Origin of the sequence: Paenibacillus sp. 8b26 (genome assembly GCF_050626875.1) — a bacterium.
Lineage (GTDB): Bacteria > Bacillota > Bacilli > Paenibacillales > Paenibacillaceae > Paenibacillus.
This window is the reverse complement of sequence record NZ_CP192445.1, coordinates 6,022,062-6,048,275: the sequence shown is the minus strand read 5'-3', so window position 1 is coordinate 6,048,275 and position 26,214 is coordinate 6,022,062. Positions and strand designations below refer to the sequence as shown.

At 43.3% G+C, this 26,214-nt stretch carries 24 protein-coding genes; 5 read left to right on the top strand and 19 right to left on the bottom strand.

Annotated elements, in window-relative coordinates; translation table 11 throughout:
* Nucleotides 1-502: 502 nt before the first annotated feature.
* Nucleotides 503-2,428: an endonuclease MutS2 gene (locus ACQ4MX_RS27995; RefSeq protein ID WP_431088561.1), complete on the top strand. Its 1,926-nt coding sequence runs from the start codon at nucleotides 503-505 to the stop codon at nucleotides 2,426-2,428.
* Between the two features lie 185 nt (nucleotides 2,429-2,613).
* Here ACQ4MX_RS27995 and ACQ4MX_RS27990 read toward each other — a convergent pair whose 3' ends face one another.
* The 5 genes from ACQ4MX_RS27990 to ACQ4MX_RS27970 all read right to left on the bottom strand — a co-directional run bounded on the left by ACQ4MX_RS27990 (nucleotide 2,614) and on the right by ACQ4MX_RS27970 (nucleotide 7,215).
* Nucleotides 2,614-3,519 (bottom strand): ROK family protein, encoded by a 906-nt coding sequence (locus tag ACQ4MX_RS27990; protein WP_431088560.1) that lies wholly within the window; start codon nucleotides 3,517-3,519, stop codon nucleotides 2,614-2,616.
* Between the two features lie 61 nt (nucleotides 3,520-3,580).
* The gene (locus tag ACQ4MX_RS27985) at nucleotides 3,581-4,387 is read right to left on the bottom strand and encodes an HAD-IIB family hydrolase (RefSeq protein WP_431088558.1); all 807 of its coding nucleotides are present in this window, start codon (nucleotides 4,385-4,387) and stop codon (nucleotides 3,581-3,583) included.
* 49 nt (nucleotides 4,388-4,436) lie between these two features.
* The gene (locus tag ACQ4MX_RS27980; protein ID WP_431088557.1) at nucleotides 4,437-4,604 is read right to left on the bottom strand and encodes a hypothetical protein; all 168 of its coding nucleotides are present in this window, start codon (nucleotides 4,602-4,604) and stop codon (nucleotides 4,437-4,439) included.
* Between the two features lie 354 nt (nucleotides 4,605-4,958).
* Nucleotides 4,959-6,179: an MFS transporter gene (locus tag ACQ4MX_RS27975; RefSeq protein WP_431088556.1), complete on the bottom strand. Its 1,221-nt coding sequence runs from the start codon at nucleotides 6,177-6,179 to the stop codon at nucleotides 4,959-4,961.
* 34 nt (nucleotides 6,180-6,213) lie between these two features.
* The gene (locus ACQ4MX_RS27970; protein ID WP_431088555.1) at nucleotides 6,214-7,215 is read right to left on the bottom strand and encodes an ROK family protein; all 1,002 of its coding nucleotides are present in this window, start codon (nucleotides 7,213-7,215) and stop codon (nucleotides 6,214-6,216) included.
* A 201-nt stretch (nucleotides 7,216-7,416) separates the two neighbouring features.
* On the opposite strand from ACQ4MX_RS27970, the gene ACQ4MX_RS27965 reads away from it, so the two are divergent.
* Complete coding sequence (locus ACQ4MX_RS27965) at nucleotides 7,417-7,872, top strand: DinB family protein (RefSeq protein WP_431088553.1); 456 nt, start codon at nucleotides 7,417-7,419, stop codon at nucleotides 7,870-7,872.
* A gap of 164 nt (nucleotides 7,873-8,036) precedes the next feature.
* On the opposite strand, the gene ACQ4MX_RS27960 is transcribed toward ACQ4MX_RS27965, so the two are convergent.
* Nucleotides 8,037-8,987, bottom strand: coding sequence for a tyrosine-type recombinase/integrase (locus tag ACQ4MX_RS27960; RefSeq protein WP_431088552.1), 951 nt, complete (start codon nucleotides 8,985-8,987; stop codon nucleotides 8,037-8,039).
* A gap of 222 nt (nucleotides 8,988-9,209) precedes the next feature.
* Nucleotides 9,210-10,115 (bottom strand): ROK family protein, encoded by a 906-nt coding sequence (locus tag ACQ4MX_RS27955; RefSeq protein WP_431088551.1) that lies wholly within the window; start codon nucleotides 10,113-10,115, stop codon nucleotides 9,210-9,212.
* A 415-nt stretch (nucleotides 10,116-10,530) separates the two neighbouring features.
* Between ACQ4MX_RS27955 and ACQ4MX_RS27950 the strand changes: the two genes are divergently transcribed.
* Nucleotides 10,531-10,698: a hypothetical protein gene (locus ACQ4MX_RS27950; RefSeq protein WP_007432475.1), complete on the top strand. Its 168-nt coding sequence runs from the start codon at nucleotides 10,531-10,533 to the stop codon at nucleotides 10,696-10,698.
* Nucleotides 10,699-10,823: 125 nt separating this feature from the next.
* Here ACQ4MX_RS27950 and ACQ4MX_RS27945 read toward each other — a convergent pair whose 3' ends face one another.
* From ACQ4MX_RS27945 to ACQ4MX_RS27895, 11 genes are all read right to left on the bottom strand, one after another.
* Nucleotides 10,824-11,870: a FecCD family ABC transporter permease gene (locus ACQ4MX_RS27945; protein ID WP_431088549.1), complete on the bottom strand. Its 1,047-nt coding sequence runs from the start codon at nucleotides 11,868-11,870 to the stop codon at nucleotides 10,824-10,826.
* Nucleotide 11,871: 1 nt separating this feature from the next.
* A complete protein-coding gene (locus tag ACQ4MX_RS27940; RefSeq protein ID WP_431088548.1) occupies nucleotides 11,872-12,936 on the bottom strand; it encodes a FecCD family ABC transporter permease in 1,065 nt (354 codons plus the stop codon).
* 233 nt (nucleotides 12,937-13,169) lie between these two features.
* Nucleotides 13,170-14,153: an ABC transporter substrate-binding protein gene (locus ACQ4MX_RS27935; RefSeq protein ID WP_431088546.1), complete on the bottom strand. Its 984-nt coding sequence runs from the start codon at nucleotides 14,151-14,153 to the stop codon at nucleotides 13,170-13,172.
* Nucleotides 14,154-14,186: 33 nt separating this feature from the next.
* The gene (locus tag ACQ4MX_RS27930) at nucleotides 14,187-15,902 is read right to left on the bottom strand and encodes an ABC transporter ATP-binding protein (RefSeq protein WP_431088544.1); all 1,716 of its coding nucleotides are present in this window, start codon (nucleotides 15,900-15,902) and stop codon (nucleotides 14,187-14,189) included.
* 32 nt (nucleotides 15,903-15,934) lie between these two features.
* On the bottom strand, nucleotides 15,935-16,942 hold the full coding sequence (locus tag ACQ4MX_RS27925) for an ABC transporter substrate-binding protein (RefSeq protein WP_431088543.1): 1,008 nt from the start codon (nucleotides 16,940-16,942) through the stop codon (nucleotides 15,935-15,937).
* 216 nt (nucleotides 16,943-17,158) lie between these two features.
* Nucleotides 17,159-18,079: a ribose ABC transporter substrate-binding protein RbsB gene (gene rbsB / locus ACQ4MX_RS27920; RefSeq protein ID WP_192511106.1), complete on the bottom strand. Its 921-nt coding sequence runs from the start codon at nucleotides 18,077-18,079 to the stop codon at nucleotides 17,159-17,161.
* A 33-nt stretch (nucleotides 18,080-18,112) separates the two neighbouring features.
* A complete protein-coding gene (rbsC, locus tag ACQ4MX_RS27915) occupies nucleotides 18,113-19,081 on the bottom strand; it encodes a ribose ABC transporter permease RbsC (protein WP_014281544.1) in 969 nt (322 codons plus the stop codon).
* A 1-nt stretch (nucleotide 19,082) separates the two neighbouring features.
* The gene (locus tag ACQ4MX_RS27910) at nucleotides 19,083-20,564 is read right to left on the bottom strand and encodes a sugar ABC transporter ATP-binding protein (protein WP_431088541.1); all 1,482 of its coding nucleotides are present in this window, start codon (nucleotides 20,562-20,564) and stop codon (nucleotides 19,083-19,085) included.
* A 46-nt stretch (nucleotides 20,565-20,610) separates the two neighbouring features.
* The gene (gene rbsD, locus ACQ4MX_RS27905) at nucleotides 20,611-21,045 is read right to left on the bottom strand and encodes a D-ribose pyranase (protein ID WP_431088540.1); all 435 of its coding nucleotides are present in this window, start codon (nucleotides 21,043-21,045) and stop codon (nucleotides 20,611-20,613) included.
* A 1-nt stretch (nucleotide 21,046) separates the two neighbouring features.
* Nucleotides 21,047-21,925: a ribokinase gene (rbsK, locus tag ACQ4MX_RS27900; RefSeq protein ID WP_431088539.1), complete on the bottom strand. Its 879-nt coding sequence runs from the start codon at nucleotides 21,923-21,925 to the stop codon at nucleotides 21,047-21,049.
* A complete protein-coding gene (locus tag ACQ4MX_RS27895) occupies nucleotides 21,918-22,946 on the bottom strand; it encodes a LacI family DNA-binding transcriptional regulator (RefSeq protein ID WP_431088538.1) in 1,029 nt (342 codons plus the stop codon). The genes rbsK and ACQ4MX_RS27895 overlap by 8 nt, the downstream gene beginning before the upstream one ends.
* Nucleotides 22,947-23,154: 208 nt before the next feature.
* On the opposite strand from ACQ4MX_RS27895, the gene ACQ4MX_RS27890 reads away from it, so the two are divergent.
* A complete protein-coding gene (locus tag ACQ4MX_RS27890; RefSeq protein WP_431088537.1) occupies nucleotides 23,155-23,883 on the top strand; it encodes a DsbA family oxidoreductase in 729 nt (242 codons plus the stop codon).
* Between the two features lie 102 nt (nucleotides 23,884-23,985).
* Here ACQ4MX_RS27890 and ACQ4MX_RS27885 read toward each other — a convergent pair whose 3' ends face one another.
* Nucleotides 23,986-24,774 (bottom strand): SDR family oxidoreductase, encoded by a 789-nt coding sequence (locus tag ACQ4MX_RS27885; protein WP_431088535.1) that lies wholly within the window; start codon nucleotides 24,772-24,774, stop codon nucleotides 23,986-23,988.
* A 180-nt stretch (nucleotides 24,775-24,954) separates the two neighbouring features.
* Here ACQ4MX_RS27885 and ACQ4MX_RS27880 point away from each other — a divergent pair, with 180 nt between their 5' ends.
* Entirely contained in the window at nucleotides 24,955-25,872 is a 918-nt protein-coding gene (locus tag ACQ4MX_RS27880) for an AEC family transporter (RefSeq protein WP_431091430.1), read from the top strand.
* Nucleotides 25,873-26,214 lie beyond the last annotated feature (342 nt).

The following is a 26,214-nucleotide window of genomic DNA, read 5'->3' as shown; positions in this document are numbered from 1 at the left end:
ACTTCAATGCCTGTCTAATCGTATAGTATGGGTATATCTTCAATTAAGGGAGAGATTTTGATGTCGGTGAACGTTCTTAACTAAGCAATTGCATATTCAGGGAGTATCATCAGGCGCTTGTGCCCTTCGGGGACAGGTTTGTTTGTTGCTATGTTGTTACCCTGATATTAGTTAAGAACATGCGGATATCATAAATCGCCTTCGGGATTATCTTCATCCAGGCCCCATTCCGTGCTGTGTTCAGCGCGGTTTTTTTATTTTCAGATTTTGTAACTTCCCTTTAAACGTCTTCCATTCGATCCAAATAGCTTAGCAAAGAGCTGTTGCGTGAATGAATGGGAAACTCGGAACTACAAAAGCTGAATAACAGGCTTATTTGAAGATAAATACCCTCTTTCCTTAAGGGCGGAGAATGAACGTTTTGTTCATTCTCCGCCCTTTTTTATTTTAACAGCAAGGTTCCAAAATCCTTACACTACACAACTAGAGGAGAGATTTATTTATGAACGAAACTACAATGCTGCGTTTGGAATATGATCAAATTAAAACAAGAGTTTCCGAATGTGCTTTTTCTTACCTGGGTAAGCGTCACGCTGCTTCTATGCGACCAATTACTGATATCCGTACTATTAAGATTCGTCTTGACGAAACGAACGAAGCGTTACAGATCATTCGCCACGGAGCAAGCGTCCCTGTTCCTTCGTTGGAAGGAATGGAGCACATTCTTCATCTGCTCGGAACCGGGTATATGTTCAGCGAGCGCGATTTTTCTCATATGGCTCAATTCATTAGAAGCTGCATTCAACTGATAAAATATATGCATTCCAAGGCGGATGCTGCTCCAACCGTCAGCGCCTACGCATCTTCCATGTATGGCATGGAGCTACTTCTATCCGAAATCGAAAGATGTATTCATTCAGGACGTGTGACGGATATCGCCAGTAAAGAACTAGCTAAAATTCGCAAAAAAATTGTGGTTACTGAAGAACGTATCAAGAGAAAGCTTGACTCTCTCACCACCCGTCACCGATCCATCATGCAGGAGAATATGATTAGTCAGCGCAATGGCCGTTACGTGCTCCCAATTAAAAAAGAATTCCGTAAACAAGTGAAAGGCAATGTACTGGATGAATCGGGAAGTGGTCAAACGGTTTACGTTGAACCTGCCGAGATCACGAATCTGCAATTCGATCAGAGCGCGAACATGGCAGAAGAATCAAAAGAAGAAATGAAAGTGCTGGGAGACCTGACGGCAATGGCTGAGTCATACAACCGGGAACTAAGCATCAATACAGAGACGGTAGGTGTACTGGATTTTTTATTGGCGAAAGCCAAATACGCCATGACTCTGGATGCTGTCCCTGTTGAACTTAACCTTGACGGGATTATAGACATCCGAGGTGCACGTCACCCGTTGATGTCCAATACCATGGTGCCGCTTGATTTCTCAATTGGTGAAGGATATTCCTCACTCATCATCACCGGACCGAACACAGGCGGAAAAACGATGGCCCTCAAAAGCGTCGGTCTATTAACACTAATGGTGCAATCTGGGCTACTGGTACCTGTTTTGCATGGCAGCCGAATGGCTGTATTCGAGGAAATTGTGGTAGACATCGGGGATGGACAAAGCATTGAACATGCTTTGAGCACCTTTTCTGCACATGTTCGCAATATGATCGGCATTTTGGAAACGGCGGGCAGCTCCACACTGATCCTGATCGATGAAATGGCATCTGGTACCGATCCGGGAGAAGGCGTAGGACTCTCCATTGCACTGTTGGAAGAATTCCACCGCCGCCAGGCAACGGTAGTGGCTACAACACACTTTAGTGAAATCAAGCATTTTGCTGAAAACACACCGGGATTCCAAAATGCTCGTATGGAGTTTGATACCGAAACGCTGCAACCCTTGTACCGTCTTTGCATCGGCGAAGCCGGGGAAAGCTACGCATACGCAATTGCCTTGAAGCTGGGGATGTGGGATCGTATTATCGAGCGTTCTCAGACCATTTCTGCAGGCAGAACGTCTCGGAATACACAGGAATCGTTTATTATGCCTCCTGCTCTTGATGATGATAAGCCTGTGGTTGCAAATAAACCTTCCCCTAAAAAAGGGACTTTAAACCCTTCAGCCAAACCATTTTCCCTTGGCGATAGTGTTTATGTAGGCTACTTGAATCGGAACGGAATTGTCTATAAAACCGAGGATGAACGGGGTAATGTAGGGGTTTTGATCCAAGGACAAAAGTTGACCATAAATAAAAAAAGGCTCGTCCTTCACATCGCTTCTACTGAATTGTATCCTGACGACTACGATCTGGACATTATTTTCGAAACCAAGGAAAACCGCAAAAAACGGAAGCTTCTGGAACGCAAGCATGTTCAAGGGTTGATCATTGAATCTCCTCCGGAAAAAGAAATGTAAACACATTTGCAGCTTTCGTTCGTAGGGCTCATAAAAGTTAACATAATATTTATTATGTTAACCAATATATCAAAACAAGCTTCGATACCAAAAAAAGGCGTGTCTAAAGTTAATGACACGCCCTTTTGTTTATATTTTATTCGTTTATATTACTCTTCTGACACTCGTCGTAATATAATCTTTTGTCATACTTCAAGATGATGTGATTGTTTGTAGTTATATATAGCGCCTAGCAAATTCGCTTCATTGCCTAATTTACTTTGCTCAATATCTGCACGCACAAAATTTAAGATCGAATCCAGATAAAGCTTCTCTAGCTCTTCTTTAATGGTAACAACGAGTAAAGGATTTGCGGATATGCCTCCCCCAATTACAAACTTTTCAGGGTCAAGAATCGTCTGTAAATTAATAATTTGTATTGCAATGTTCCTACAGTATTCTTGAAAAATCGTTTGAACCGTGTGATCGCCTTCTTCAATGAGCTTGAATACCTTTTCACCTGTCATAGAATCTGCAGGAAGTCCTTTGGCTTTCGCAACTGTTTTAGATAAAACAGAACTACTCCCTTGCATACCAAGCAAATAATCAACATTGTCTGCATACTCATTGTTAGTTCTGACGAAGGAGAATTCCCCAGCCGATAAATGATGGCCTTTCAGCAATTTACCTTGAGAGATGATTCCACCACCCATCCCTGTTCCAACTACCAGAACAACACCATCAGCGATTCCCTGTAATGAACCGCGCCATGCTTCTCCAAGAGCAGCACATTTTCCATCATTTTCAATCGCTACGGGTAAATAAAACGCTTTCTTAAAAACTTCGATCATATTTATATCATTTATATATCTTAATGAACCACCATGTACCATATGGCCACTTGCTGAATCCACAATACCTGGCATGCTGACGGCTATACCTACACATTCATCCATAAACTGATGATGAATTTGCTTCAAAGCTACAAGCAGGTTCTCAAGTGAGTCTAATGGTGTTGCAACTTTACCCTTGCTCATAAATTCACCTTGAAAATACAAACTGAATTTTATAAAAGAGCCGCCAATATCAAAAACCAATATCTTATTTTTCATGCTACGTGTAATCCTTTCATGGGGCAGTTTGGAGTACTTCTTTTTATAACGATAATTAATTTTAATTGTTTTGTAAATCTATCATTTTCTTTATCGTTAATAATACACCGTTTTCTTCGTTGGATTTAGTAATAAAGCTGGCTGCATTTTTAGTGTTCTCACAAGCATTTTTTACAGCGGAACTGTATTTTGCTATACTCATCAACTCCACGTCATTTTCTCCATCTCCAAAAGACATGGTTTCATCCTCAGTAACACCCAATATCTCTTGGAGTTTTCTTACCGTCTCCCCTTTATGGGTATGAAGGGCTGTAATATCCAGCCAATTTGCTTCAGAATCAACAATATAAATTTGATCCAACAAGGTCTTTTCAACATGCTTTCTTAATAAGGAACTTCTGCCAGATGGATCGTAAACGGTTATTTTAAGAAAGCTGCTGTTGATTTGATCAAATGAGTCAATCTTAATAACTTCCTTATAGGAGCCTTTTACAATTTGATAATATTCCTCTTGAATTTGAGAATGAACAAATGCTGCTTCCGTTGTACATGCTATGATAATGAAGTCATTGGAGAAGCATTCAATTTCTCTTATCGCTTGTAATGCTAAATCGTGTTCAATCGTAAACTCTTTGACGACGACTCCATCCTTTTTAATACGAGTAGCACTGTCTCCTAAGATCCAGATCCCTTTTCCGTGCTCGCCAAACAATTCTTCTACTCGTTCACATTGTTTACCTGTACAAGCTACAAAGGAAATATTATTTTCTTGCATTTCTCTATACACCTGATTAAATAATTCGGCATCGAAAGTACCACTATTGTTCAGAAAAGTACCATCCAGATCACTTACCACCAGTTTAAACATACATAAATCCTCCCTTAATATATAAAGATCTTTATTTATCGAGTTTAATTTACGACTTTTCATTATCTTTCCATGAATCAATATCAAAGTCTCTCTTAAAATTTTCAAGCATACGTGCTGCAAGCTTTTGAACAAGAGAAGAATGAGCCAAACTACTGATCACAAAGTACATAATGAATAAAATTATAACACACAAGATACCTTCAATTCCCCACATCGTCACACCTCCTTGTATTTGTAAATCCAACTTTTGTGCAAGATCTTTAATCAATTATTGTGCGCCGTGTATAGCCTGTTCACTTATTAAATCGATTAATTAAACATATTAATAAAGTAGATAAAAAAATTACTTTATTAAGTTGGTATATAAAGTCATTCAAAAAAATCATCAAAGGAACGGTAAGGTTTTACTTCCATAGGCTGCCCGGATAATACTAAGCACCAATAAGTACCAACCCATATAACTGAGCAAAGTAAAATCAATGAGATCATAGTGTGCCTCGCTTTCTCTTTTAGGTTATACGTTTACTTTAGCTGATGAAACGCGTTTCAGGTCAAGTGATAATTTAGATTAATTATTCAAAATTCTCTTTTTCAATATACGATTCACTTGTTCTGAACTGAACAGCATAAAAAGAAGGAAAACAAGGACTGCAACCGGAAAAAAATGAATACTTGCCTGAGAAGCTATAACCCCAAAAATGGGAGGAAGCAATGTTGTTCCTGTATAAGCAACTGCCATTTGATATCCCATGAGTTTGGAAGAATTTTCTTTACCAAACCGAGTTGGCGTTTCATGAAGAAGTCCAGGGTAAATCGGCGCAAGTCCTAACCCAATAAGAATAAACCCGGGTAATAAAAAAGCGATCGGCAAAGGAAGCAACAAAATGAGTCCTCCTGTAATTGCAGTAAGTTGGCCAGCCAGAATTAACATTCGATTGTTTATTTTTAAAGTAACAAACCCCGTAATAAGCCTGCCTACCGTAATTCCACCGTAGTATAAGGATATCCAACCAGCAGCAGTTTCGGCTGCAATGTTTCTAGCCCCTACCAAATAGCTTGCTCCCCATAAGCCTACCATGGCTTCCACACCACAATAAAATAAAAAAGTAATGAGCGTGTTCTTAACTCCCTTCATTTGGATTAGCCTTTGTTTGGGGATGCTCTCAACTTGTACAATATTATGATCCATCTGTGAGTAGTCAGATTGGACTTCGGGAATAACGGGATTTTGTATCGCGGTAACACGTTTCCATAATGGTAGTGTAATGAGCAAAATAATAACAAGACCCAACTGGATCATGGATACGGCTGTGTACCCACTTCTCCATGAGTTGTAGTTCGAAATGTAGAAAGACATAATAATCGGTCCCATCGTTGCTCCAACACCCCAAAAGCAATGCAGCCAACTCATATGATATGCCTTATAATGAGTAGCCACATATTGATTGAGCGCTGCATCAACAGCTCCCCCGCCAAGACCAAGAGGAATTGCTAATAATACTAGCCAAAATAAAGAAGGTGCAAATGAAAATCCGAGTAACGCTCCTGCAGTCAAAAAGCAGCTCACTAAAGTGACCTTACCTGTACCCATTCTTTCAATGATACTTCCGCTAACTAAACTTGATACAATGGTTCCCCCTGCGACGACCATGGATACAATTCCAGCTGACCCAAAAGAAGCCCCAAGTTCGGGCCACATGACGGGCCAAGCTGACCCCAGCAGTGAATCTGGGATACCCAAGCTAATAAACGAAAGATAAATAATAATCAAAAACCATGTTGCCATCATTTCTCTCCTCCTCTTTTCACTACGCATATATGCATTATTTAAAGACAATAATCGGACGTTCCAATTCTTTTAGAGTTAACCCTCTCAACCCTGTTTTAAAATCTTCATAAAATAAATCTGAGAGAATAATTTCAGGATACAAAGGCATTTTATGCTTAGATTTGTAGGATTCTAAAAAATGAAAGAAAGACTCTTCTTCTATATTCTCTCTATAGACTACAATTTGATCAGGATCAAATACGGATTGTAATATTTGAATAATTTCACATATACTATTAAAAAAAACTTCTGTTCCCTTGCTTTCATCCCAAACTATAGACGGAAGGAATTTGATTTCACCAGCCAGTCCATGTTTGCCTTTTAAAACCCCATCCCGTAAATAAATTCCCATCCCTGGGGGAGAATTCTCAGGAAAATAAATAGCCAGCACACATTGATCTTCATCTATTTGTTCTCTATAGACGTATCCACATACAGCGGCATTTACGTCATTCTCCACAATAACCGGCAAACCAAATTTGCTTTGCACATCCTCTGCCAACCGAATTCCATTTAACCTTTCATAGCTGCTGACTGTAATTTCTCCATTTACAGATTGTCCCGGGATTCCTATACCAATAACTTTAATGGAAGGATAGAGAGAAATGATGTCTTGAATCGTGGAATAAAATTGTGTAGCATTAAAAATTTGAAAGGGATGTTCTTCTTTCATGAGAACGTCCTCATTTAAATCAACTACCGAGGTACACACTACATCCGTCCCTTGTTTTTCATTAATATGTATAATCAGTGCCAGACTATACTCATAATTAAAACGATAGGTTAACGCATGTCTACCTCCGTTTGAAGGGACGATTTCATCTTCAAAAATCTCTCCATTATTAAGTAATTCCTGCATAAGAGTATTGATAGTTACCACACTTAAATCTGTCAATGCGGCTAGTTGGGGTTTTGTTGCCTTGCTGATCTGCTTCAATACTTTGCGAACCAGGTTCAGATTTATTTCTTTAATTAAATTTGTATTAGCTTTTTCCATACATTGCACCTTCTTTTTATAAAATCATGAAGCCACTTGATAAACCATATTTATAAAGTAGTTTTAATAATTTTGTAGCAAAATATTATCTTTGTCAAGGTAATATCATACTGGCTTTTAATTCACCATTGCTTTCCAGCTTATTCTGAATTATTCTAAGGTTTATCATATGACAAGCGCTCAAATAAGGAGGAACATCTATTGCAAAATGCTGTTGAAGAACTCACCAGACTCATCGAGAATCATGAAAAAGAATTCCTTTCGATCTCTGAACTTGAATTTAATGCCAAACCTTTCCCAGAGAAATGGTCTAAAAAAGAAATACTTGGGCATTTGTGCGACTCTGCTTCTAATAATCATCGAAGATTTATCATGATTAAGCATCCAACATCCCCTGTTAAAATTGAATCGTATGCACAAAATGATTGGGTTGCTGCTAATCAATATCAAAAAGAGTTCTCTCACGTGGATATCATTCACCTATGGAAACTATTAAATAAGCAAATTATAAATATATTAAACTCCTGTACAGCTCCCGCCTTTGAAAAAAGGTTCCATACAGACGGGGAGGCTACAGAAACATTAGCATGGTTAGTTGATGATTATATTCAACATATGCAGCATCATTTGGAGCAAATTAATCAAAAACAAAGCTAAGCGTTATGATAAATGACAAACCGTCCACGATATATATCAATAATCCAAAGTCATTGGTGCTATTTTTAAGTTAGGGTGTAATTCTTTCTAGTTGGTTTACATAATAATAATTATGAAAACCAGCTTTTTTATCTACTCCATGCACTCATGGTATATACTTGCAATCACGTTATTGGTATCTGAATATCCAGCTTATCCATCGCCTTTTCCTTCTCCCGATCCGTAACATGTGTATATACGGTGGTTGTCTGGATGGATGAGTGCCCCAGCAGCTCCTGCACCGTACGCAGATCGGCCCCCTTACGCAAAAGCATCGTTGCAAACGTATGCCGCAGCTTATGGCTAGAGTAGGCCACCCGAGCCTGCGCACCTTTATCTTGCTGGAATCGCTCGAACGTTTCTGTAGCGATCTGCTGGATAGAGCGCACTGCCAAACGGCGGCCTTTTTGCGACACGAACATCGCATCCTCCTTCCCTCTCCACGGCGTTAATCTTTCCGCTACTGCACGGTCTAAAATACCACACACAGCCTCCGGCACTGGAAGAGTACGCCACTTGCGTCCTTTACCAAACACATCCAAGGTGCGTCGTTCCCGGCTGTAATCCGAGACATTCAAAGAATGAACCTCTCCCACCCGTAATCCCATATATACCATGAGCAGAAAAATGGCCATGTTGCGATTTGCATATTTCCCCTCCACTGCGAGCAAAAACGGCTGTATTTCCTTTTCATCTAAATAGACGGGCATACGATTCTTTTCGGTCTTTGCTTTTTTAATTCCAGATGCCGGATTCGTGCTGCACAATTCAAATTCCTGCAATGCTTTGTAAAAGCTACTTACCGCCGCATGCTTCCGGTTCCGCGTACTATCTCCGGCCCCACTTTCCCGCGCTTTAGACAGATACGACATAACATGAATTTTCTTCACCTGATCAAGTGGCTTTTCACGCAGCGTACGTAAGAACTGCTTCACATCCCCCATATAGTTTTTTTGCGTATGTATCGTATAACCTGCATCTTTCATCCAAATCAAAAAAGCTTCCAACTCCTCAGCATACACTTCATCAATATCATCTATCTTATCCAGCTCCATTTGCCGACCCTCCTTGTTCATCCCGATTACCTCTGCTCCGATTCATCTTCCCAATATACTGTAAAACGTCCATTTTCGCCTACTTTTTATCGACAATTCGATCGACATCTTGTGCGTGAGGGCTGATGAAAGTCGATTTAAACCTAAACAGCGTATAATTTATATTATACGCTGTTTTTTGAACGATTTTCAACTAAAAAAGCGGGCTATCCTCCAATAGATAACCCGCACTCTTTGAGTTTTTTACAATGCAATATTATGTAATTGTTTGTAATTATAAATAGCACCTAGCAAAGTGGCTTCATTACCTAATTTACTTTGTTCAATCTGCGCGTAAATAAAATTAAACGTAGACTCTGAATAAAGTTTCTCTAATTCTTGTCTAATGGTACTCACGAGTAGAGGATTTTCAGATATACCTCCACCAATAACAAACTTTTCAGGATCAAGCACTGATTGCAGATTAATGATTTGTATATCTATATTTCTGCAATATCCTCGGAAAACAGATTGCACAACAGGATCATCTTTTTCAATGAATTCAAATACTTTTTCGCCTGTAACTGAACCAACGGGAAGATTTTTATTTTTCGCAACGTTTTTAGTTAAGGTCAGACTACTTCCTTGAAAGCCAAGAAAATAATCAAGATTATCTGCATCTTCATTATTCGTTCTAATGAAGTAGAATTCTCCTGCGGATAGATGATGGCCTTTCAATAATTTCCCTTGAGATATGATTCCACCTCCCATGCCTGTGCCAACCACTAGGACAACCCCATCGTTAACCCCTTGTAATGCACCTCTCCAGGCTTCTCCAAGAGCAGCGCACTTTCCATCATTTTCAATCGTTACAGGTAAACGAAATCTTTTTTCGAGAACTTCAACCATATTCAAATCATTTATATACTTTAAGGAGCCTCCATGCACCATATGGCCGCTAGTGGAATTCACAATGCCTGGCAAACTTATAGCTACACCTTCGATTTCATCCACAAACTGACTATGGATTTGTTCTAAAGTTACAATAAGGTCATCGAGTGAGTCCATCGGTGTTACAACTTTACCCTTTTTGAAAAAACCATTCTGGGAAAATAAACTAAATTTTATAAAAGAGCCTCCAATATCAAAAACTAGTATTTTATTTTTCATGATAGCAACGTCCCTTTCATTGAGGAAATAAAGTTTATCCAGCTTATAAAATATTGACACTATTACACTTAAAATATTAACAATTAACGAGATCCATATCAACGAAGACTGCATTGAAAAGTTCGGATTTCGTTTGATTAGCTCATGATTTCAAATAATACACAGGTTCACTCCCATTGATTTCCGCCTAATCTGGCGTGATCGTCAGTATCGGCAAGCATATCTAAGATTACACGGGATGAGCACTTCTCGGAGCAACAAGGCTAATGTGAAAAAGAATTTTGCTGTCTGGCTCCGTTTTCCCTTCATCATCCAGCACGTTATACTTAAAGAAGTCGAAAGGCAAACTTATTTTCAGACTATGTTCATTTCAAAAATGCAAGTTATTCATGACAAAGGGAGTGTTCTTTTATTTATGAGTACCGAAATGTTGGAACGTCGAAGTGAAATTCTAAAACGGAACATCCATCAGTTGCTGGTTCAGGAAAATCAACACGGCGTGACGCGTCAGGAAAATTACACTTTGCACAAAATGATCAGAGAGCTTCATCAAACTTCTCACGCCTTGAATACTTCCCGTTGATATGAAAGAATGCGATTGCTAAATTTTAAATGCAAAATAACCTTCAGCCCCACTTCCTTAGTGGTGTTGAAGGTTATTTTGTCGTGTATAGCTTTTAATGAGTAAGTTATGATTTCTTCGCAAGATTATCCCTTGGAGCGACTCAGCAGATACAGGAAGTATGGCGCCCCAATGATGGCCACAATTAAACCTGTCGGGATTTCCTTCTGTAAAGGTAAGGATCGTGTGATCGTATCGGCCACAAGCACTAACAGTGCCCCGACCAAAGCACAGGCTACTAACAGCATCTTATGCTTTGGTCCCACCAGCTTTCTCGCCAAATGCGGAGCGACTAAACCGACGAAGCCGATTCCACCGCTAACCGATACGCTGGAACTGGCCAATCCAACCGCAGCAGCGAGTAAAAGGATACGTTCTTTTTCAATTGATGTACCTAACCCGGATGCCGTCTGATCCCCCAGATTAAGCACATTCATTACATTGGCCTTGTAGTATGCGAAAGGCAGCAGCACAAGAAGCCAAGGTAACAGTGCCATTACAAATTTCCAGTTGGACCCCCATATACTTCCTGCCAGCCAACTGGCAACAAACGTATAACTTTCAGGCGTAAGCTTGAGGGTCATGAAGATCATCGCAGCACTGATCCCCGCCGCTACACCAATTCCGCTTAACAGTAACCTTGTCGGAGATATCCCTTCACCCTTTTTGTAAGAAAGCGCGTAGATCAAAATAGCAGCCGCTCCCGATCCAATCAGCGCAAGGGCAGGTAGTAAAAACAATGAATTCGTTGTTTGCATCGTTGGGAAAAGCAATACAAACAGCATAACCATCAGCCCGGCTCCAGCATTAATCCCCAAAATACCAGGGTCCGCCAAACCATTACGTGAAACTCCCTGCATGATACAGCCAGAAACAGCCAGACCTGCACCGATCAAAACGGAAATAACCATTCGTGGCAATCGGAATTCAAATAAGATTAATTCCTGCTGTGGAGTCCCTTGCCCAAATAAGGTTCTAAAAAGCTCCATTGGCGAAAGTCGAATGGTTCCTGTATTCGCACTAATGGTGAATGCAACAACGAGTAGAATGAGCAGAACGATAACAACGATCCAATCATGGATTTTTTTTCGGTGACCTGCTTTGGCAATAGCTCCAGTCGTGATGTTATTCATCTTACAGTGCTCTCCTTTCTTTACGAGCCAGATAAAGGAAGAATGGCACCCCAATCAGGGCAATAAGCACGCCTACTGGTGTTTCCTCCGGTGCATTAATCATACGAGCCGCCAGATCGGCAAACACGATGAGTAAAGCCCCCATAATGGCCGAGCAAGGAATGATCCAGCGATAATCGACACCGACCAGCTTGCGGGTCATATGAGGAATGATCAATCCTACAAAACCGATAGACCCTACTAGCGATACCGCCGCTCCCGCCAGGACCAGAACGAGAATCATCCCGGCTACCTTCACCAGCCCTGTTCGCTGACCGAGACTGAGCGCAATTTCATCCCCGAGACTGAGCAACGTAATAGACCGGGACAGCATAAGCGCACCGATGAAAGCAGCCACAACCCAAGGCAAGACAATCCCCAGTTGCACCCACTTGGTTCCGCTAAGTCCCCCTGCATACCAGAAGGCCAGATCCTGTCCGACATTAAAATACAAGCTGATCGCGTCACCCAAGGCAGACAGCAATGCCGTTACAGCTGCACCCGCCAATACAAGGCGTACTGGCGTAAGTCCACCCTTGGATATGGAGCTTGTACCATATACCATCACAACAGCTAAGGCCGCGCCAACAAAGGAGTACAGCATCAGTTGTAAAAAGGATGACCCGGGAAAAAGAGCAAAACAAATCGCCATCGCCAAACTGGCTCCCGAATTCAATCCAAGCAAGCCCGAGTCAGCAAGCGGATTGCGGGTCATCCCCTGCATAATCGCCCCCGCCACAGCGAAGCAGACTCCGATCAACACACCACCCAAAATCCGTGGTAGCCGGATTTCCCAAATAATTTGATGATTTTGTATTTCAGGATTAAAATGAAAGACTGCGTTCCATACCTCAAACAGCCTAATAGGAGCTGCACCAAAAGATAGGGATAAAGCGATACCGAACGCCAAAAGGGCTAGCCCGGCTGTTAAGATGAGCGAAGCCGCCCATGGCCGTGAGTGGAATGGAGTCGGCGGCTGGCTATGGTTACTCTGGGCGGGACTCTCCGGTGATTCTGATAATTTCATGACTATTTTTCACCCTTACTGTTGAATAGTATGTAGGCTATCACACAAACCTGTGCTCATGAAGGCGTTTGATAATGAGAATTATTATCATGCAATCTTTACTATTGTAAATTAATGCGACAATGGCTTCAATAGTAAATTTCGACGAACCCGTGAAGCCCTGCAATTTTGTGAAAAAATAAAGCCCTTTGGCATAAATAAATACCAAAGGGCTGCCAGGAACACCTGAGTAACTACTTCTGTGAAGCCTTCTCTTTATTCCGCTCGACGAGCATGTCTGCGATTTCTTCTGCTTGTCCTACAATGGCAATCGGGTCAAAGTACCAATAGCGATCCTCCTGTAACTCAAAGACCCTGCCATTTCGGACGGCATCCAGTGACTTCCATATACTGTCCCCTGTATAACCGGCGGTTTCCTTGTTAACCGTCAGAAAAATATAAGAGCCAGCATACTGATTAATAACTTCTTTCGATACCGATTTCCATTGAGTATCACCTAATAGTTCTTTTTGGACAAAAGGTGGAGGCGTCAAACCCAGTCCTCTGTATACCGCCTGTCCTCCTCTGCCAAAGTTATCGCCATATACATAATATTCCTTCGTTGAAGCCTCCATGACAGTGAAGGTATCCTCAGGTTGAATGATTCCCTTTAACTTGTCGCGTGCTGCCTGCATCCGCTGATCGTATTGGGCTAGCCACGCTTTAGCCTCTTGCTCTTTACCAAGAAGCTCTCCAAAAGCAGTTAATTCCTCATGCACATCCTTATACGTGCCATAAGGAATAGCGACGGTCGGGGCAATTTTACTGTAATTCTCATATTGAGAAGCATCTTTGGAACCAATCAGAATCAAATCCGGCTCCAGAGTAAGTACCTTTTCAAAGGACACGCTATCGCGATCTCCAATGCTTGTAATGCCTTGTACAAGATCCCTGGAAAACGGATTGTCCAAATAATACTTCACACTTCCCACAGGTTTAATACCGAGAGCTAATAAATTATTCTGATACATATCTACGACGATCCGTTGAGGATGAGTTGGGATCGTAATATCACCGTGAATCGTTTTGACTGTTTTCGTTGCCGCCGGCTTCTGCTCGGTAGAAGTTTTATTCTGCTTTCCGTCAGCCTGCTCCGTCTTTCCCCCACAAGCGGTCAGAACCAGAATGAATGACAGGAGCATCATTGCAATCCACATTTTCTTTTTCAAAACATTCATCCCTCTCTCTACTTACCTTTCATACTATTCTATTTAGGTACCGTACTGGGCTTGATGCAGACGGCTATATGGACCTTTTACCGCCAGCAATTCTTCATGTCTACCTTGCTCGGCGATTCCCTGATCGGCAACTACGATAATGCGGTCGGCGTTTTTGATCGTTGCAAGACGATGCGCAATAACGAGCGTTGTGCGTCCTTGCGACAACTCCGTCAACGCCTGCTGAATCGCGGCTTCCGTCTCCGTATCCAGTGCGGATGTCGCTTCATCTAAGATGAGAATAGGCGGATTTTTGAGGAACATCCGAGCAATAGACAAACGTTGCTTTTGACCCCCGGACAGCTTCACACCCCGTTCACCAATCATCGTATCCAGACCTTCCGGATAGGAACGAACAAGGTCTTCAATCTGAGCCCGACGGGCAGCATCCCAAATTTCTTCTTCCGAAGCACCTAGCTTGCCATATGCAATATTTTCACGAACCGTTCCATCGAACAGGAACACATCCTGCTGTACGATCCCAATCATGGAGCGTAACGATTCCAGCTTCATTTCACGGATATCCATACCATCAATGGTAATGCTGCCTTCCTCCACATCATAGAAGCGTGGCAATAAACTGCAAAGCGTCGTTTTACCTGCTCCTGAAGGGCCGACCAGTGCAACAGTTTCTCCCGCATGGATGGATAGATCCACTTTACGCAATACCTTGTCTTTGTTTTCATAGCCAAATGTTACACCTGCAAATTGGATCTCTCCATTAAGATGGGTAACCGTCTTGGCCCCAGGCAAATCTTCCACATCCGATTCACTTTCCAACAAATCCAGATATCGACGGAAGCCGGCAATACCTTTGGGATACGTTTCAATAACGGAGTTAATTTGTTTGATCGGCCCAAGAAATACATTGGACAGCATCACAAACGCGATAAATTCTCCGTACGTCATCTGCCCTTCGATAACAAACCATGTACCGCACACGAGTACAAACAGCGAAACCAGCTTCATCAGGATAAAGCTAATTGAAGAATTCCAGGCCATAATGCGATAAGCGACCAGCTTCGTTTTACGGAAGCGTCCGTTATTTTCAGCAAAACGCTCCATTTCATGTTCTTCATTCGAAAATGCTTGAACGACGCGGATACCGCTGACGTTATTTTCAATACGAGCGTTGTAATCTGCGATATCTGAAAACATACGATGGAAAGCCGCAGACATTTTACGACTGAAATATAAGGACAAGTAAATCATGAGCGGCACAATAATGAACGTCAGCACAGCCAGCTTCCAGTTAATGCCTAGCATGATGCCGAAGGCCCCTCCCAATGTCATCAGCGCGATAAACAAATCTTCGGGTCCGTGGTGAGCAATTTCCCCGATATCCATCAGATCGTTGGTCATACGGGAAACGAGATGCCCTGTTTTGTTATTATCAAAAAAACGGAAGGATTGCTTCTGCACTCGATCAAACAGCTTTTTACGCATGTCCGATTCGATATTAATCCCCAGCTTATGGCCCCAATAGGTAACCACATAATTTAAACCGGCACTAACTACATAAATACCAAGCAGTCCTAGGCAGGCATATAAAATCCACCTCCAGTTCCCGCTAGGCAGCAAATCATCGACCACCCGGTTGACGGCAAGTGGAAAAGCCAGCTCCAGCAGTGCAGCCAGCAAGGCGCAAGAGAAATCAATAATAAACAAAGTCCGGTAAGGACGGTAATATTCAAAAAAACGTTTCAGCATGTATATGGCTTCTCCCTTCTTATTTGGAGTGATTATTGAGGATCGGTGGAAAGCATGGTAACGGCTTCATCCAGCGATTGGTCGATAGCAAGCGGTGAATACGTAAACCACGGGTCAGCTTTGATGAAATATACTTTGTGATTTTTGACCGCAGGGAGATTTCTCCACAGTGCGCTTTGCTCGATTTCCTTGAGGATTCCATCCTTGCTCTCTTCATCATAAACCAGCATAATAATTCGGTCCCCTGACAGTTCAGGCAGCTTTTCCATCGAGATGCTATCGTAAACAAAATTAAAGTTCGGGTCCTTCGCCAGCTTTTGGCGTATGTACTCAGGAGGATTCAATTCCAGCGAGCGATAAATGACATGTCCTACATTCCGCGCCCCGTACACTCTCAGCACATCCTTGCCGTAGGTCATATAAATCGTAACCGTTTCATCTTTCTTAAATTTTCCAGCCAGCTTCTTCCGGCCTTCGGCAGTTTTTTTGTCCAAGTTAGCGATCCACTGCTCAGCTTCCTTCTCCTTACCCAGTACGGCTGCGACGTCCCGCAGTTGTTTGAATACATCCCCTTCTTCAAAAGAAACGACTACAGTTGGAGCAATTTTCTCCAGCTGCTCCTTCACTTCTGGCGTGGTATGTTCTGATGTGATAATCAGGTCTGGTTGTAGCTCCAGCACCTTTTCTACATTCGTCGGGTTCCCAATATCCGCAACTCCGTCAATCTTACCTTTTAAATAGTCACCCTCCAGCAAATGGGAAGCGGCACCTACCGGTTTAACTCCTAAGGCCAGTATCGCATCCAAATATTGCGTCGTAATAACTCGTTGCGGATTTACAGGGATATTGATCTTGTTGCCAGTGGCATCTGTATATTCACGCATGGCAACCGTTTGGGATTGCCCGGAAGAGTTGTTAATGCTGGTCTTTCCGTTGGTCTGATTGCGGGTATCTGCGTTTCTACAAGCACCCAGTACAACCGTCAGCAGAACCACAAGACAAAGCGTGATTCCCCATTTTAATCTGTTACTTTGTTGCATATTACAAGTCCTCCTTAGTTATATATATCGAAAAATGATAGTGATTCTCATTATCATACAATTGTTATTCTATCTTTTACCGTCTCTTCTTACAATATAAAAATAAAAAACTTCCATTAATATTTATGTATCATCACAATAGAAAAACCAAAAAGCCACCTGCTATAAGGTAGCCTCATGGTGTATTGATTTATAAAGTTGGGTTATACACCCGTTTTATTTCTTCTGATCCACTAACTCCAGCTTGGCAGGAATTGATTTTTTCACAGTTTTACCCTGGAGTACATCCTGTGCCGCCCGAACCGCCAATTGTCCAATCAGTTCGGGCTGCTGAGCCACGGTCGCCGTGAGTTTGCCCTCCTTAATAGATTTAAGTGCATCCTCGTTGCCGTCAAAGCCGATCACCGGAATATTTTTACCCGAGCTTTGAATGGCTTCAATTGCCCCAAGCGCCATTTCATCATTATGGGCAAATACCGCTTGAACATCCGGGTTGCCTTGCAGCAGGTTTTCCATGACATTCAAACCTTTGGTCCGGTCAAAATCGGCCGACTGTTTGGCAATAACGTTCAGTTCCTTATCCGCTACTTCGTGGAAGCCTTTGCCCCGTTCGCGGGTAGCCGATGCACCTGGTACGCCTTCCAGCTCAATGACCTTTGCACCTTTTCCGACCTGATCAATCACGTATCTGGCAGCCATGCGTCCACCCTCTACATTATCCGAAGCAACAAGCGCTTTTACTTCTCCTTTGTCAGCCGAACGATCCAGCGTAATGACCGGGATGTTCAAAGCGTTCGCGGATTGAACCACCGTAGAGATAGCCGACGAATCTGTCGGGTTAATTAACAACGCATTTACGCCTTGCTGGATCAGATCGTCCACATCATTGCTTTGCTTCGCCGAATCATTTTGAGCATCAACGACAATGACTTGTAATCCTTGTTTTTTGGCCTCTGCAACAACTCCATCTTTGAGAGAGACGAAAAATGGATTATTCAGTGTAGAGATGGACAAGCCTATTTTAATGTCCTTCAAGTTCGCGGCTGCTTTAGGTTTCGCCCATTCCGGCGGTTCCAGAGAACAGCCTGTCATGAGCAGGAGGAGCAAGGCTGTCATAATTAATGTAAGCTTTTTCATATATGTGGTCTCCTTATATACAGATTAGGTGGTTTATGCAGATTTCTTACGGTCAATCAATACAGCAATGGCGATTACAATCCCTTTGACCACCATTTGATAAAAAGAGTTCACACCCAGTAAATTCAAGCCATTGTTCAGCGTCCCGATAATGAGTACACCGATCAACGTACCTACGATTCGCCCCCGTCCGCCTGACAGGCTTGTTCCGCCCAGTACGACAGCCGCAATGGCATCCAGTTCATAAGAAGTACCTGCTGTCGGCTGCGCCGAGTTCAAACGTGAAGTCAAAATAGCACCCGCCAAAGCAGAGAGCATTCCAGCCAGAGAGTAAATCCAAATTTTCACGCGCGGTACTTTAATACCGGATACAATCGAAGCCTTCTCGTTACCACCGATGGCATACGTTTTGCGTCCAAACGGCGTTTTATGCAAAATGATCCACAGTACGGCAAAGGTAATGAGCATTGTAATCGCCGGAACCGGAATGCCAAACTGGTAGCCGCGGCCGAACAACTGAAATACCAGACTGTCTCCGAGTCCTGTAATGGGATTACCGTTGGTATAGACCAGCGTCAATCCTCTAAAAATAGTCATGGTTGCTAGTGTAGCGATAAACGGAGCCATTTTACCTTTGGTAATCATCAAGCCATTAATCATCCCCATGACGCCACCCAGCGCACAGCCAATGATAATCGCCAAAATCGGATCGAAACCGGCCAGCATCATATTCGCGACAAATGCACTGGATAGAGCTAGGATCGAGCCGACAGACAAATCAATCCCACCTGTGAGAATCACGAAGGTCATACCAAACGCAATCAGCGCATTAATAGATACTTGGCGCAACAGATTCAGAATATTAAGCGGTTCCAAAAAGCTGGGATTCAAGACCGATACGATGATGACCAAAATAATGAGTCCCAGCAGCGGACCAAGCTTTTGTGTAATTTGCGACATTTGAAAGCCTTTGCCACCTTTAGTTTCATTCATAGTTGTCATATTACTGTCCCCCTGTAGCTAACGTCATAATGTGTTCTTGTGTGGCTTCTTCCCTGCTCAGTTCCCCGGTGATTTTCCCCTCATGCACCACGATAATACGATCACTCATGCCGAGCACCTCGGGAAGTTCTGAGGATACCATGATGATCGCTACTCCGCGCTCGGTCAGCTCGTTCATCAACTGGTAGATTTCCCGTTTGGCACCTACATCCACGCCTCTCGTTGGTTCGTCAAGAATAAGTACGCTTGGGCCAATGCCCACCCATTTGGCAATAACCACCTTTTGCTGATTGCCACCTGACAAACTGCGTACCGTCGTTTCGCCTGATTGGGTTTTTATTTGTAAGCGCTTAATTAATGTATTAACAAAATCCAGCTCTTTTTTGCCTGAAATAAATCCTTTCGACGTAAAGCTGAACAGATTGGGCAGAACCATGTTTTCCCGGATCGAAAAATCCAACACCAAGCCCTCATCCTTGCGGTCCTCTGTAATAAACCCAATTCCCAGCTTAACCGCGTCATCCGGCTTGCGGATAGTTACCTTTTTTCCACGCACATGGATTTCACCACTATCCAAAGCATCCAGTCCAAAAAGCGCCCGCATGATTTCTGTTCGCCCCGAACCCATCAAGCCTGAAAAGCCTACAATTTCCCCGGATCGCACGGTAAAATTCACATTTTTAAATAAACCTTTGTGCGAGGCATTTTTGACCTCCAGCACCACTTCTCCCAAAGCAGGCGTTCTAGCTGGGTAGCGCTCAGTCAGCTCTCTACCGACCATTTTCCGTACAACCTCATCAAAATCGGTATCGGGAATCGCTTGGGTATCCACTGTTTTTCCGTCACGCATGACGGTAATCCGGTCGCAGATTGCGAATATTTCCTCCATTCGATGTGAAATATAAACAATGGAAACGCCTTCTTTTTTCAAGGAAGTAATAACCTCAAACAGCTTTTGAATTTCCCGTTCGGTTAACGCGGCTGTCGGTTCATCCATTACGATCACTTTGGCATCTGTCATCAATGCTTTGGCTATTTCGATCATCTGCTGTTGACCCACGGAACACTCGCCTGCTTCACCATTCAAAGGCAGATTCACCGCAAGCTTAGCGAATTGCTCATTTGCTAACGCTTTCATTTTGGCGCTATCGAGCAATCCCCACTTGGATGTCATTTCCTTCCCGATAAATAGATTTTCCAGCACGGTCATTTCCGGCCACACATTCAGCTCCTGGTGGATAAAAGCAATCCCCTTTTGTTCCGCCTCTTTAGGATTAGCAAAATAGGTTTCCTGACCGTCAATGATAATCGTCCCTTCATCACGACGATGCAGCCCGATTAAAATATTCATAAGCGTTGATTTACCTGCACCATTTTCACCCATGAGTGCATGAACCTCTCCTTCACGAAGATCAAAATCCACACCACTCAGCACCTGATTGGTACCAAAGGCTTTGTGAATTCCCTTCATTTGAACCTGCATGCTGTCCCCTCCTTTATATCCAAAATGAACTTATCCAAAATAGGCTTTATCCAAAATAAACCCCGGCCTGCAAAATACAATTGGCAAACGGCTTATTTTCTCCTGTGCGAATGACCACCTTGGCATGACGGGTCAACTCCTTGAATTGCTCATGCGAACAAAACTCAATGGCGGCGGTTTGCGCCGTGATCTGCGAATTTTCTGACTGTTCCCCTGCAAATGTGCGGCTAATATACCGTAAAGCTTCCTTATTCCCCTGTTTAATTTCTTCAGCCAATGTTACCTTTTCGACCACCATGTCTGCTGCGATTACATCAACGACATCCTGAAAGGACGGTACGCCCAATTTGAGAGCCAAATCAATTTTGGTAACGCCTTCAGGAATGGGTAAGCCGGCATCGGCCACGACAATATAGTCCGTGTGACCGAGATCCGACAGTACCTTGGATATATGACTGTTCAGGATTCCATGTTTTTTCATATTATAATTGCTCCTCCACTTCACGCCGCGTTGGCATACCACCCTGTGCCCCAAATTTGGTAACGGACAGCGATGCAGCACGATTGGCGAATTTCACACTGTCTACCAGCGATTTTCCCTCAGCCAGCGCCACCGCAAAAGCAGCGTTAAATGTATCCCCTGCACCTGTCGTATCCACGGCTTCTACTTTATAAGTAGGGACAACGATCTCCTGTTCTCCGTCGAAAAACCGAACACCATTGCTGCCTTCTGTAACAAACAACCTGTTCGGATATTGACGTAGAGCCTCTTGAAGGCTTTGACCCTTGAACATAATAGCGGCTTCATGCTCATTTGGCGTAATGTATGTCGCGTTCTCAATCACACTTGCTTCCACCTCACGAGCCGGAGCGGGATTCAGCAACAGCGGCACCTGATACTTGGCGCAAATTTTGCTCACGTATACGACCGTTTCCTCCGGTATTTCCTGCTGAATGAGCACCATATCCGAATTTCGGATCACATCGATCGCTTCCTCCACATAGGCTGGAGTTATTTCATTATTCGCTGCTTTTACAACAACAATACTGTTATCACCTTCAGCCAGCACAATATGTGCTGTACCGCTTTCCATATGTGTAACCGGTTTCACATAGCCAGCTTGAACATGATTTTCTTCAAAATTCCGTAAAATCTGTTGACCAAAATGATCATCCCCTACGCGTCCAATCATCGTAACGTCCGCTCCAAGACGGGCTGCGGCTACTGCCTGATTGGCTCCTTTCCCTCCGGGCACGGTTGTAAAGCTTTCACCCAGTACCGTTTCTCCTGCACCGGGGCGCTTGGATGAGGTCACTACAAGATCCATAGAGCTGCTTCCGATAATCGTGATTTTAGCCATGATAATCCACCTTTCTGGTCGTTTCCCGTTCAATGAATTTGACGGGCAATTGTATGCTTGAATGAGTAAGTATGCTCGAATGAAAATTGGGTACGCTAGACTTCGTTGCTTGTGACTGTTCAATCAGTTGAATCAGCAAGCCTGCTGCTTCCCATCCCATTTCATAAGCAGGCTGCCGAATGGTTGACAATGGCGGGAATAACAAGCTGCTTAACGGTATATCATCAAACCCGATAATCTGAACATCATCCGGGATTTTTTTTCCTAATCTATGTGCCTCATGCATCACCGCCGTAGCCACAATATCGTTACTCGCAATGACTCCGTCCGTATCCGGATGCTTGCTGAACAGCTCTTTGGCCCACAGCTCGGCTTCCTTGAACGAAAAGGACGTCGTCTTGACGACATGATAAGCAATATTCGATTGCTGAAGTTCTTCAACCGCCCCGCGAAAACGATCCTGTGCCGGGCGAATATGCGCCGGCCCCTGCATGACCGTAATTTGTTTGCTGCCACGGGCCACGATTTCCTGCGCTGCAAGTCGACCGCCATGAGCACCATCCGCATATACGGAAGGACTGTCATTGGAAGTTCGATCAAGAAAAACGACAGGGATTTTCAACTTGGCGTAGCAATCAGCATTGGGATCATTTGTAGATGAAATGACGCCAACGACATTATTTTGAATAAAGGTATCCATGTAATCCAGTTCTTTTTGCCGATCCTCATCACTATTGCCAAAAATAATTCGAAAATCATTTTCTTGCATTCGATCCTCCACTCCACGAGCTAGCAAGGGAAAGTAAGGATTCGTAATATCCGGTAGAAGCAGGCCGATCAATCTGGATTTCTTTTTGTACAAAGAACGAGCAACTTCGTTGGGTTTGTAATTCAGTTGCTTAACAGCGGCCTCAACCTTTCGTCGTGTATCCTCATGCACATATCCCGTTTCATTAATAACTCTGGATACGGTCGCTACGGAAACGCCTGCATAGCTGGCGACCTGTTTAATTGTTGTCATTGTGTAGTTTCAACTCCAATGTGTAACCGGTTACACATATAAAATATCACAGCATTTATTTTTTGACAAGCATAAATATTTGCACACAGCAGGTTTTGGTCTTATAATTCTTATTGTAACTGATTAAGTTTCACCTTTGACATTCTAAACGTGAGCTTACTTACTCCCGGTTACTCGATAAAATACGTATACATGGAGGCTTTACCTTATGAATATCGAAGTTTGGTCTGATTATATGTGTCCGTTCTGTTATATCGGCAAACGCCGTTTGGAACAAGTATTGCAGCAATTCCCGCACCACGATGAGGTACAATTGACGTTTAAGAGCTTTGAGCTGAACCCGGATGCTGTAAAAGATAGTGGTAAAACGATCAATGAAGAGCTGTCGGCCAAATATGGCGTCAGTCTGCAAGAGGCTCAGGCCATGAATGACCGTATGAACGAAAACGCACGCTCGGCGAGCCTGGAGTACAATATTCATGCGATGGTGCCAACCAACTCTATGGATGCCCACCGCTTAACGCTTTGGGCTCAAACACAAGGCAAAATGCTGGAGCTGAGCGAGCGCTTATTCCAGGCTGTGTTCATAGAAGGAAAACATACGGGCGACCCTGAAGTGCTGGCGGCGCTGGCTGCCGAGGTTGGTCTGGATCAAGGCGAAGCCGCTGCTGTGCTGGCCAGTGATCGCTATACGAATGAAGTTAGAGCCGATGAAGCCGAGGGTGCTCAATTGGGTGTTCGTGGTGTACCGTTCTTTGTTTTTGATCGTAAATTTGCTGTTTCGGGTGCTCAGCCGGACGAGGTATTCCATGATGCCCTGCAAAAAGCATGGGACGAACGCTCTCCATTCACGATGGTAAGCGCAAGCTCCTCCGCAGACGATGCAGGTGGCGTATGCACCGACGACGGTTGTGAGCTGCCACATCGCGAGAACTGATGGGTCAGTGAGCAGCGATTCACAGCTTCTTGACTAGCCCTCCTAAAAAGCGTGCTAACATCTGATTAATTCTGATGCTGGCACGCTTTTTTTTAATATTTGTTACAACGACCTGATCATCCCTCCATCGACAAGAATGGTGCTGCCTGTCAAATAGGAAGAGGCTTTAGATGCCAGAAAAGCAACCACTCTCCCGAACTCTTCCGGCTCCCCATATCGTCCCAACGGAATACCCTCTTCTGCTTGTTTACGAACCTGATCCAATGTTTGTTGAGTCTGCTCGGCCCGATGCTCGTCCAGGCTTCGCACACGATCAGTTGCAATTCTCCCTGGTGCTACGGTATGTACTAGAATATTGTAGGGAGCTAATTCCAGAGACAGTGTCTTCGCCAAGCCAGCGACACCTGTACGTAGGGTATTCGAGATAATAAGACCCGGAATCGGCTGCTTAACCGAGGAGGATGCAATATTTAAAATTCGGCCGCTTTGTTGTTTTTTCATATAAGGTAAAGCTTCGCGAATTAAACGGATGTGGCTAAGCAAATTTTGCTCAAAGGCTTGCAGCCATACTTCATCCGTAAAATCATCAAAGGTTCCCGCAGGAGGTCCGCCCGCATTGTTAACTAAAATATCGACGGTGCCAAACAAATCTGCCGTACGACGGATAGCTTCGGAAATATGTTCAGGTTTCGTTACATCGCAAACCACATATTCGACGCGCCCGCTGGCCGTTTCCTTGAGTTCCGCCTGTGTACGTTGAAGCTCCGCTTCGTTCCGGCCCGAAATCACGACATTCGCACCTTCACGTGCCAGCTCCCGTGCGCTTGCCTTGCCAAGTCCTTTGCTGGAGCCTGCAACAAAGGCAGCTTTTCCCGTTAATCCTAAATCCATCTATGCCACTCCCTTTTCTCAGTGTTCTCTATTAATTGTACACATGACCAGCACGTAATGCGAGTAGCCTCTTTTCGGTTATATAAAATTTCATTATACGCCTAACCTATTTCCACAGTATAATGGACAATGCATATGCATTTTCAAGAAATCGCACAAAAGAAAGAAGATGAAACAGATATGTTCGGCACCATTCTTTTAGACGTGGTTTTACCTATTTTTGTACTCATCGGTTTTGGTTGTATCATGCAGTATTATTTTCGACTGGATTTGTATACCTTAGCTAAGATCAATTTTTACTATATTACCCCTGCGGTTGTGTTTACCGGTCTTTATAACTCGGAAATTTCGTTAATGCTCATGGGCGAGGTTTCTCTTTTTTACGCCTTGTACATAACCATTCTGTACGTCATCAGTACGACTGTTGCCAGATCTCTGAAGTATAGCCCCGGAATGCGGGGAGCTTTTACAAACAGTGTCATGCTTGATAATTCGGGAAATTACGGCCTGCCGATCAATCAGTTAGTATTCAAAGGTGATCCGTTGGCTACATCCGTTCAAGCACTGATTATGACCTTTCAAAGCTTTGTCACGTTTACATATGGTACTTTTGTTGTACAGAACGGCAAGGCCGACACTCGAAAAATTCTGATAAATTTTTTGAAAATGCCGGTTCCTTATGCCCTCGTGCTGGGCTTGCTGCTGAATTTGTTGCACAGTCCATTGCCCAATTTACTGGCAGAGCCGTTGAATTATATCAGCCAGTCGATGGTTGCCGTTGCTCTGCTTACCTTGGGAGCGCAAATTGTGCAATATCCCTTTCGTCTGCGGCGTACAGCCGTGTATATCAGTATGATGCTGCGTCTGATGGTCGGTCCTGTGGTCGGTTTTCTGCTCGTACTCCTGCTTGGACTTAAAGGGATTCCAGCTCAAGCCCTGCTGATTGCATCTGGTATGCCTACCGGTGTTAATACAAGTATTTTGGCGGAAGAATATAAAAATGAACCCGATTTCGCAGCTCAAACAGTACTTCTTTCTACCATTGTGAATGTCATTACAATGACGCTGTTGATTTCAGCATCCCGGTATCTTGTTTGATTTGATTGGATTATACAAGCCGAATAATGCTTCACATCGCCACCGCTTCGCTTGTACAGCATTATTCCGCTACTCCGTTTTTAACGTTCATTTTTTCGTGTTCGACTTATATATAACCGCTTTTGTCTGAGGACAAGAGCATTTCTTTCCTTAAAAAAAGAACGTACGTTCGGATTGGTTTACCTTTTTCCTGATTAAAGTGGTATGTGTGTTTTGTGGAGACCGTGTGCGAGAAAGAATTGTTTATCTATTATGAATTTTTCATATACTGAAATAATTATATTAATGAGTTATTGAATATTTTCGGGTTGCTGTTTTCCAATTTATCGTAGGTCATTTCCC

What these genes read in the sequence shown, in the direction of transcription:
- rbsK (WP_431088539.1), bottom strand. Translation starts at nt 21,925, where the DNA reads ATGGCTAAAATCACGATTATCGGAAGCAGCTCTATGGATCTTGTAGTG.
- ACQ4MX_RS27930 (WP_431088544.1), bottom strand. Translation starts at nt 15,902, where the DNA reads ATGCTGAAACGTTTTTTTGAATATTACCGTCCTTACCGGACTTTGTTT.
- ACQ4MX_RS27955 (WP_431088551.1), bottom strand. Translation starts at nt 10,115, where the DNA reads ATGAAAAATAAAATACTAGTTTTTGATATTGGAGGCTCTTTTATAAAA.
- ACQ4MX_RS27935 (WP_431088546.1), bottom strand. Translation starts at nt 14,153, where the DNA reads ATGAATGTTTTGAAAAAGAAAATGTGGATTGCAATGATGCTCCTGTCA.
- ACQ4MX_RS27980 (WP_431088557.1), bottom strand. Translation starts at nt 4,604, where the DNA reads ATGTGGGGAATTGAAGGTATCTTGTGTGTTATAATTTTATTCATTATG.
- ACQ4MX_RS27975 (WP_431088556.1), bottom strand. Translation starts at nt 6,179, where the DNA reads ATGATGGCAACATGGTTTTTGATTATTATTTATCTTTCGTTTATTAGC.
- ACQ4MX_RS27985 (WP_431088558.1), bottom strand. Translation starts at nt 4,387, where the DNA reads ATGTTTAAACTGGTGGTAAGTGATCTGGATGGTACTTTTCTGAACAAT.
- ACQ4MX_RS27885 (WP_431088535.1), bottom strand. Translation starts at nt 24,774, where the DNA reads ATGGATTTAGGATTAACGGGAAAAGCTGCCTTTGTTGCAGGCTCCAGC.
- ACQ4MX_RS27970 (WP_431088555.1), bottom strand. Translation starts at nt 7,215, where the DNA reads ATGGAAAAAGCTAATACAAATTTAATTAAAGAAATAAATCTGAACCTG.
- ACQ4MX_RS27925 (WP_431088543.1), bottom strand. Translation starts at nt 16,942, where the DNA reads ATGCAACAAAGTAACAGATTAAAATGGGGAATCACGCTTTGTCTTGTG.
- ACQ4MX_RS27880 (WP_431091430.1), top strand. Translation starts at nt 24,955, where the DNA reads ATGTTCGGCACCATTCTTTTAGACGTGGTTTTACCTATTTTTGTACTC.
- rbsB (WP_192511106.1), bottom strand. Translation starts at nt 18,079, where the DNA reads ATGAAAAAGCTTACATTAATTATGACAGCCTTGCTCCTCCTGCTCATG.
- ACQ4MX_RS27995 (WP_431088561.1), top strand. Translation starts at nt 503, where the DNA reads ATGAACGAAACTACAATGCTGCGTTTGGAATATGATCAAATTAAAACA.
- ACQ4MX_RS27990 (WP_431088560.1), bottom strand. Translation starts at nt 3,519, where the DNA reads ATGAAAAATAAGATATTGGTTTTTGATATTGGCGGCTCTTTTATAAAA.
- ACQ4MX_RS27945 (WP_431088549.1), bottom strand. Translation starts at nt 11,870, where the DNA reads ATGAATAACATCACGACTGGAGCTATTGCCAAAGCAGGTCACCGAAAA.
- ACQ4MX_RS27895 (WP_431088538.1), bottom strand. Translation starts at nt 22,946, where the DNA reads ATGACAACAATTAAACAGGTCGCCAGCTATGCAGGCGTTTCCGTAGCG.
- rbsC (WP_014281544.1), bottom strand. Translation starts at nt 19,081, where the DNA reads ATGACAACTATGAATGAAACTAAAGGTGGCAAAGGCTTTCAAATGTCG.
- ACQ4MX_RS27910 (WP_431088541.1), bottom strand. Translation starts at nt 20,564, where the DNA reads ATGCAGGTTCAAATGAAGGGAATTCACAAAGCCTTTGGTACCAATCAG.
- ACQ4MX_RS27940 (WP_431088548.1), bottom strand. Translation starts at nt 12,936, where the DNA reads ATGAAATTATCAGAATCACCGGAGAGTCCCGCCCAGAGTAACCATAGC.
- rbsD (WP_431088540.1), bottom strand. Translation starts at nt 21,045, where the DNA reads ATGAAAAAACATGGAATCCTGAACAGTCATATATCCAAGGTACTGTCG.
- ACQ4MX_RS27960 (WP_431088552.1), bottom strand. Translation starts at nt 8,987, where the DNA reads ATGAACAAGGAGGGTCGGCAAATGGAGCTGGATAAGATAGATGATATT.
- ACQ4MX_RS27950 (WP_007432475.1), top strand. Translation starts at nt 10,531, where the DNA reads ATGAGTACCGAAATGTTGGAACGTCGAAGTGAAATTCTAAAACGGAAC.
- ACQ4MX_RS27890 (WP_431088537.1), top strand. Translation starts at nt 23,155, where the DNA reads ATGAATATCGAAGTTTGGTCTGATTATATGTGTCCGTTCTGTTATATC.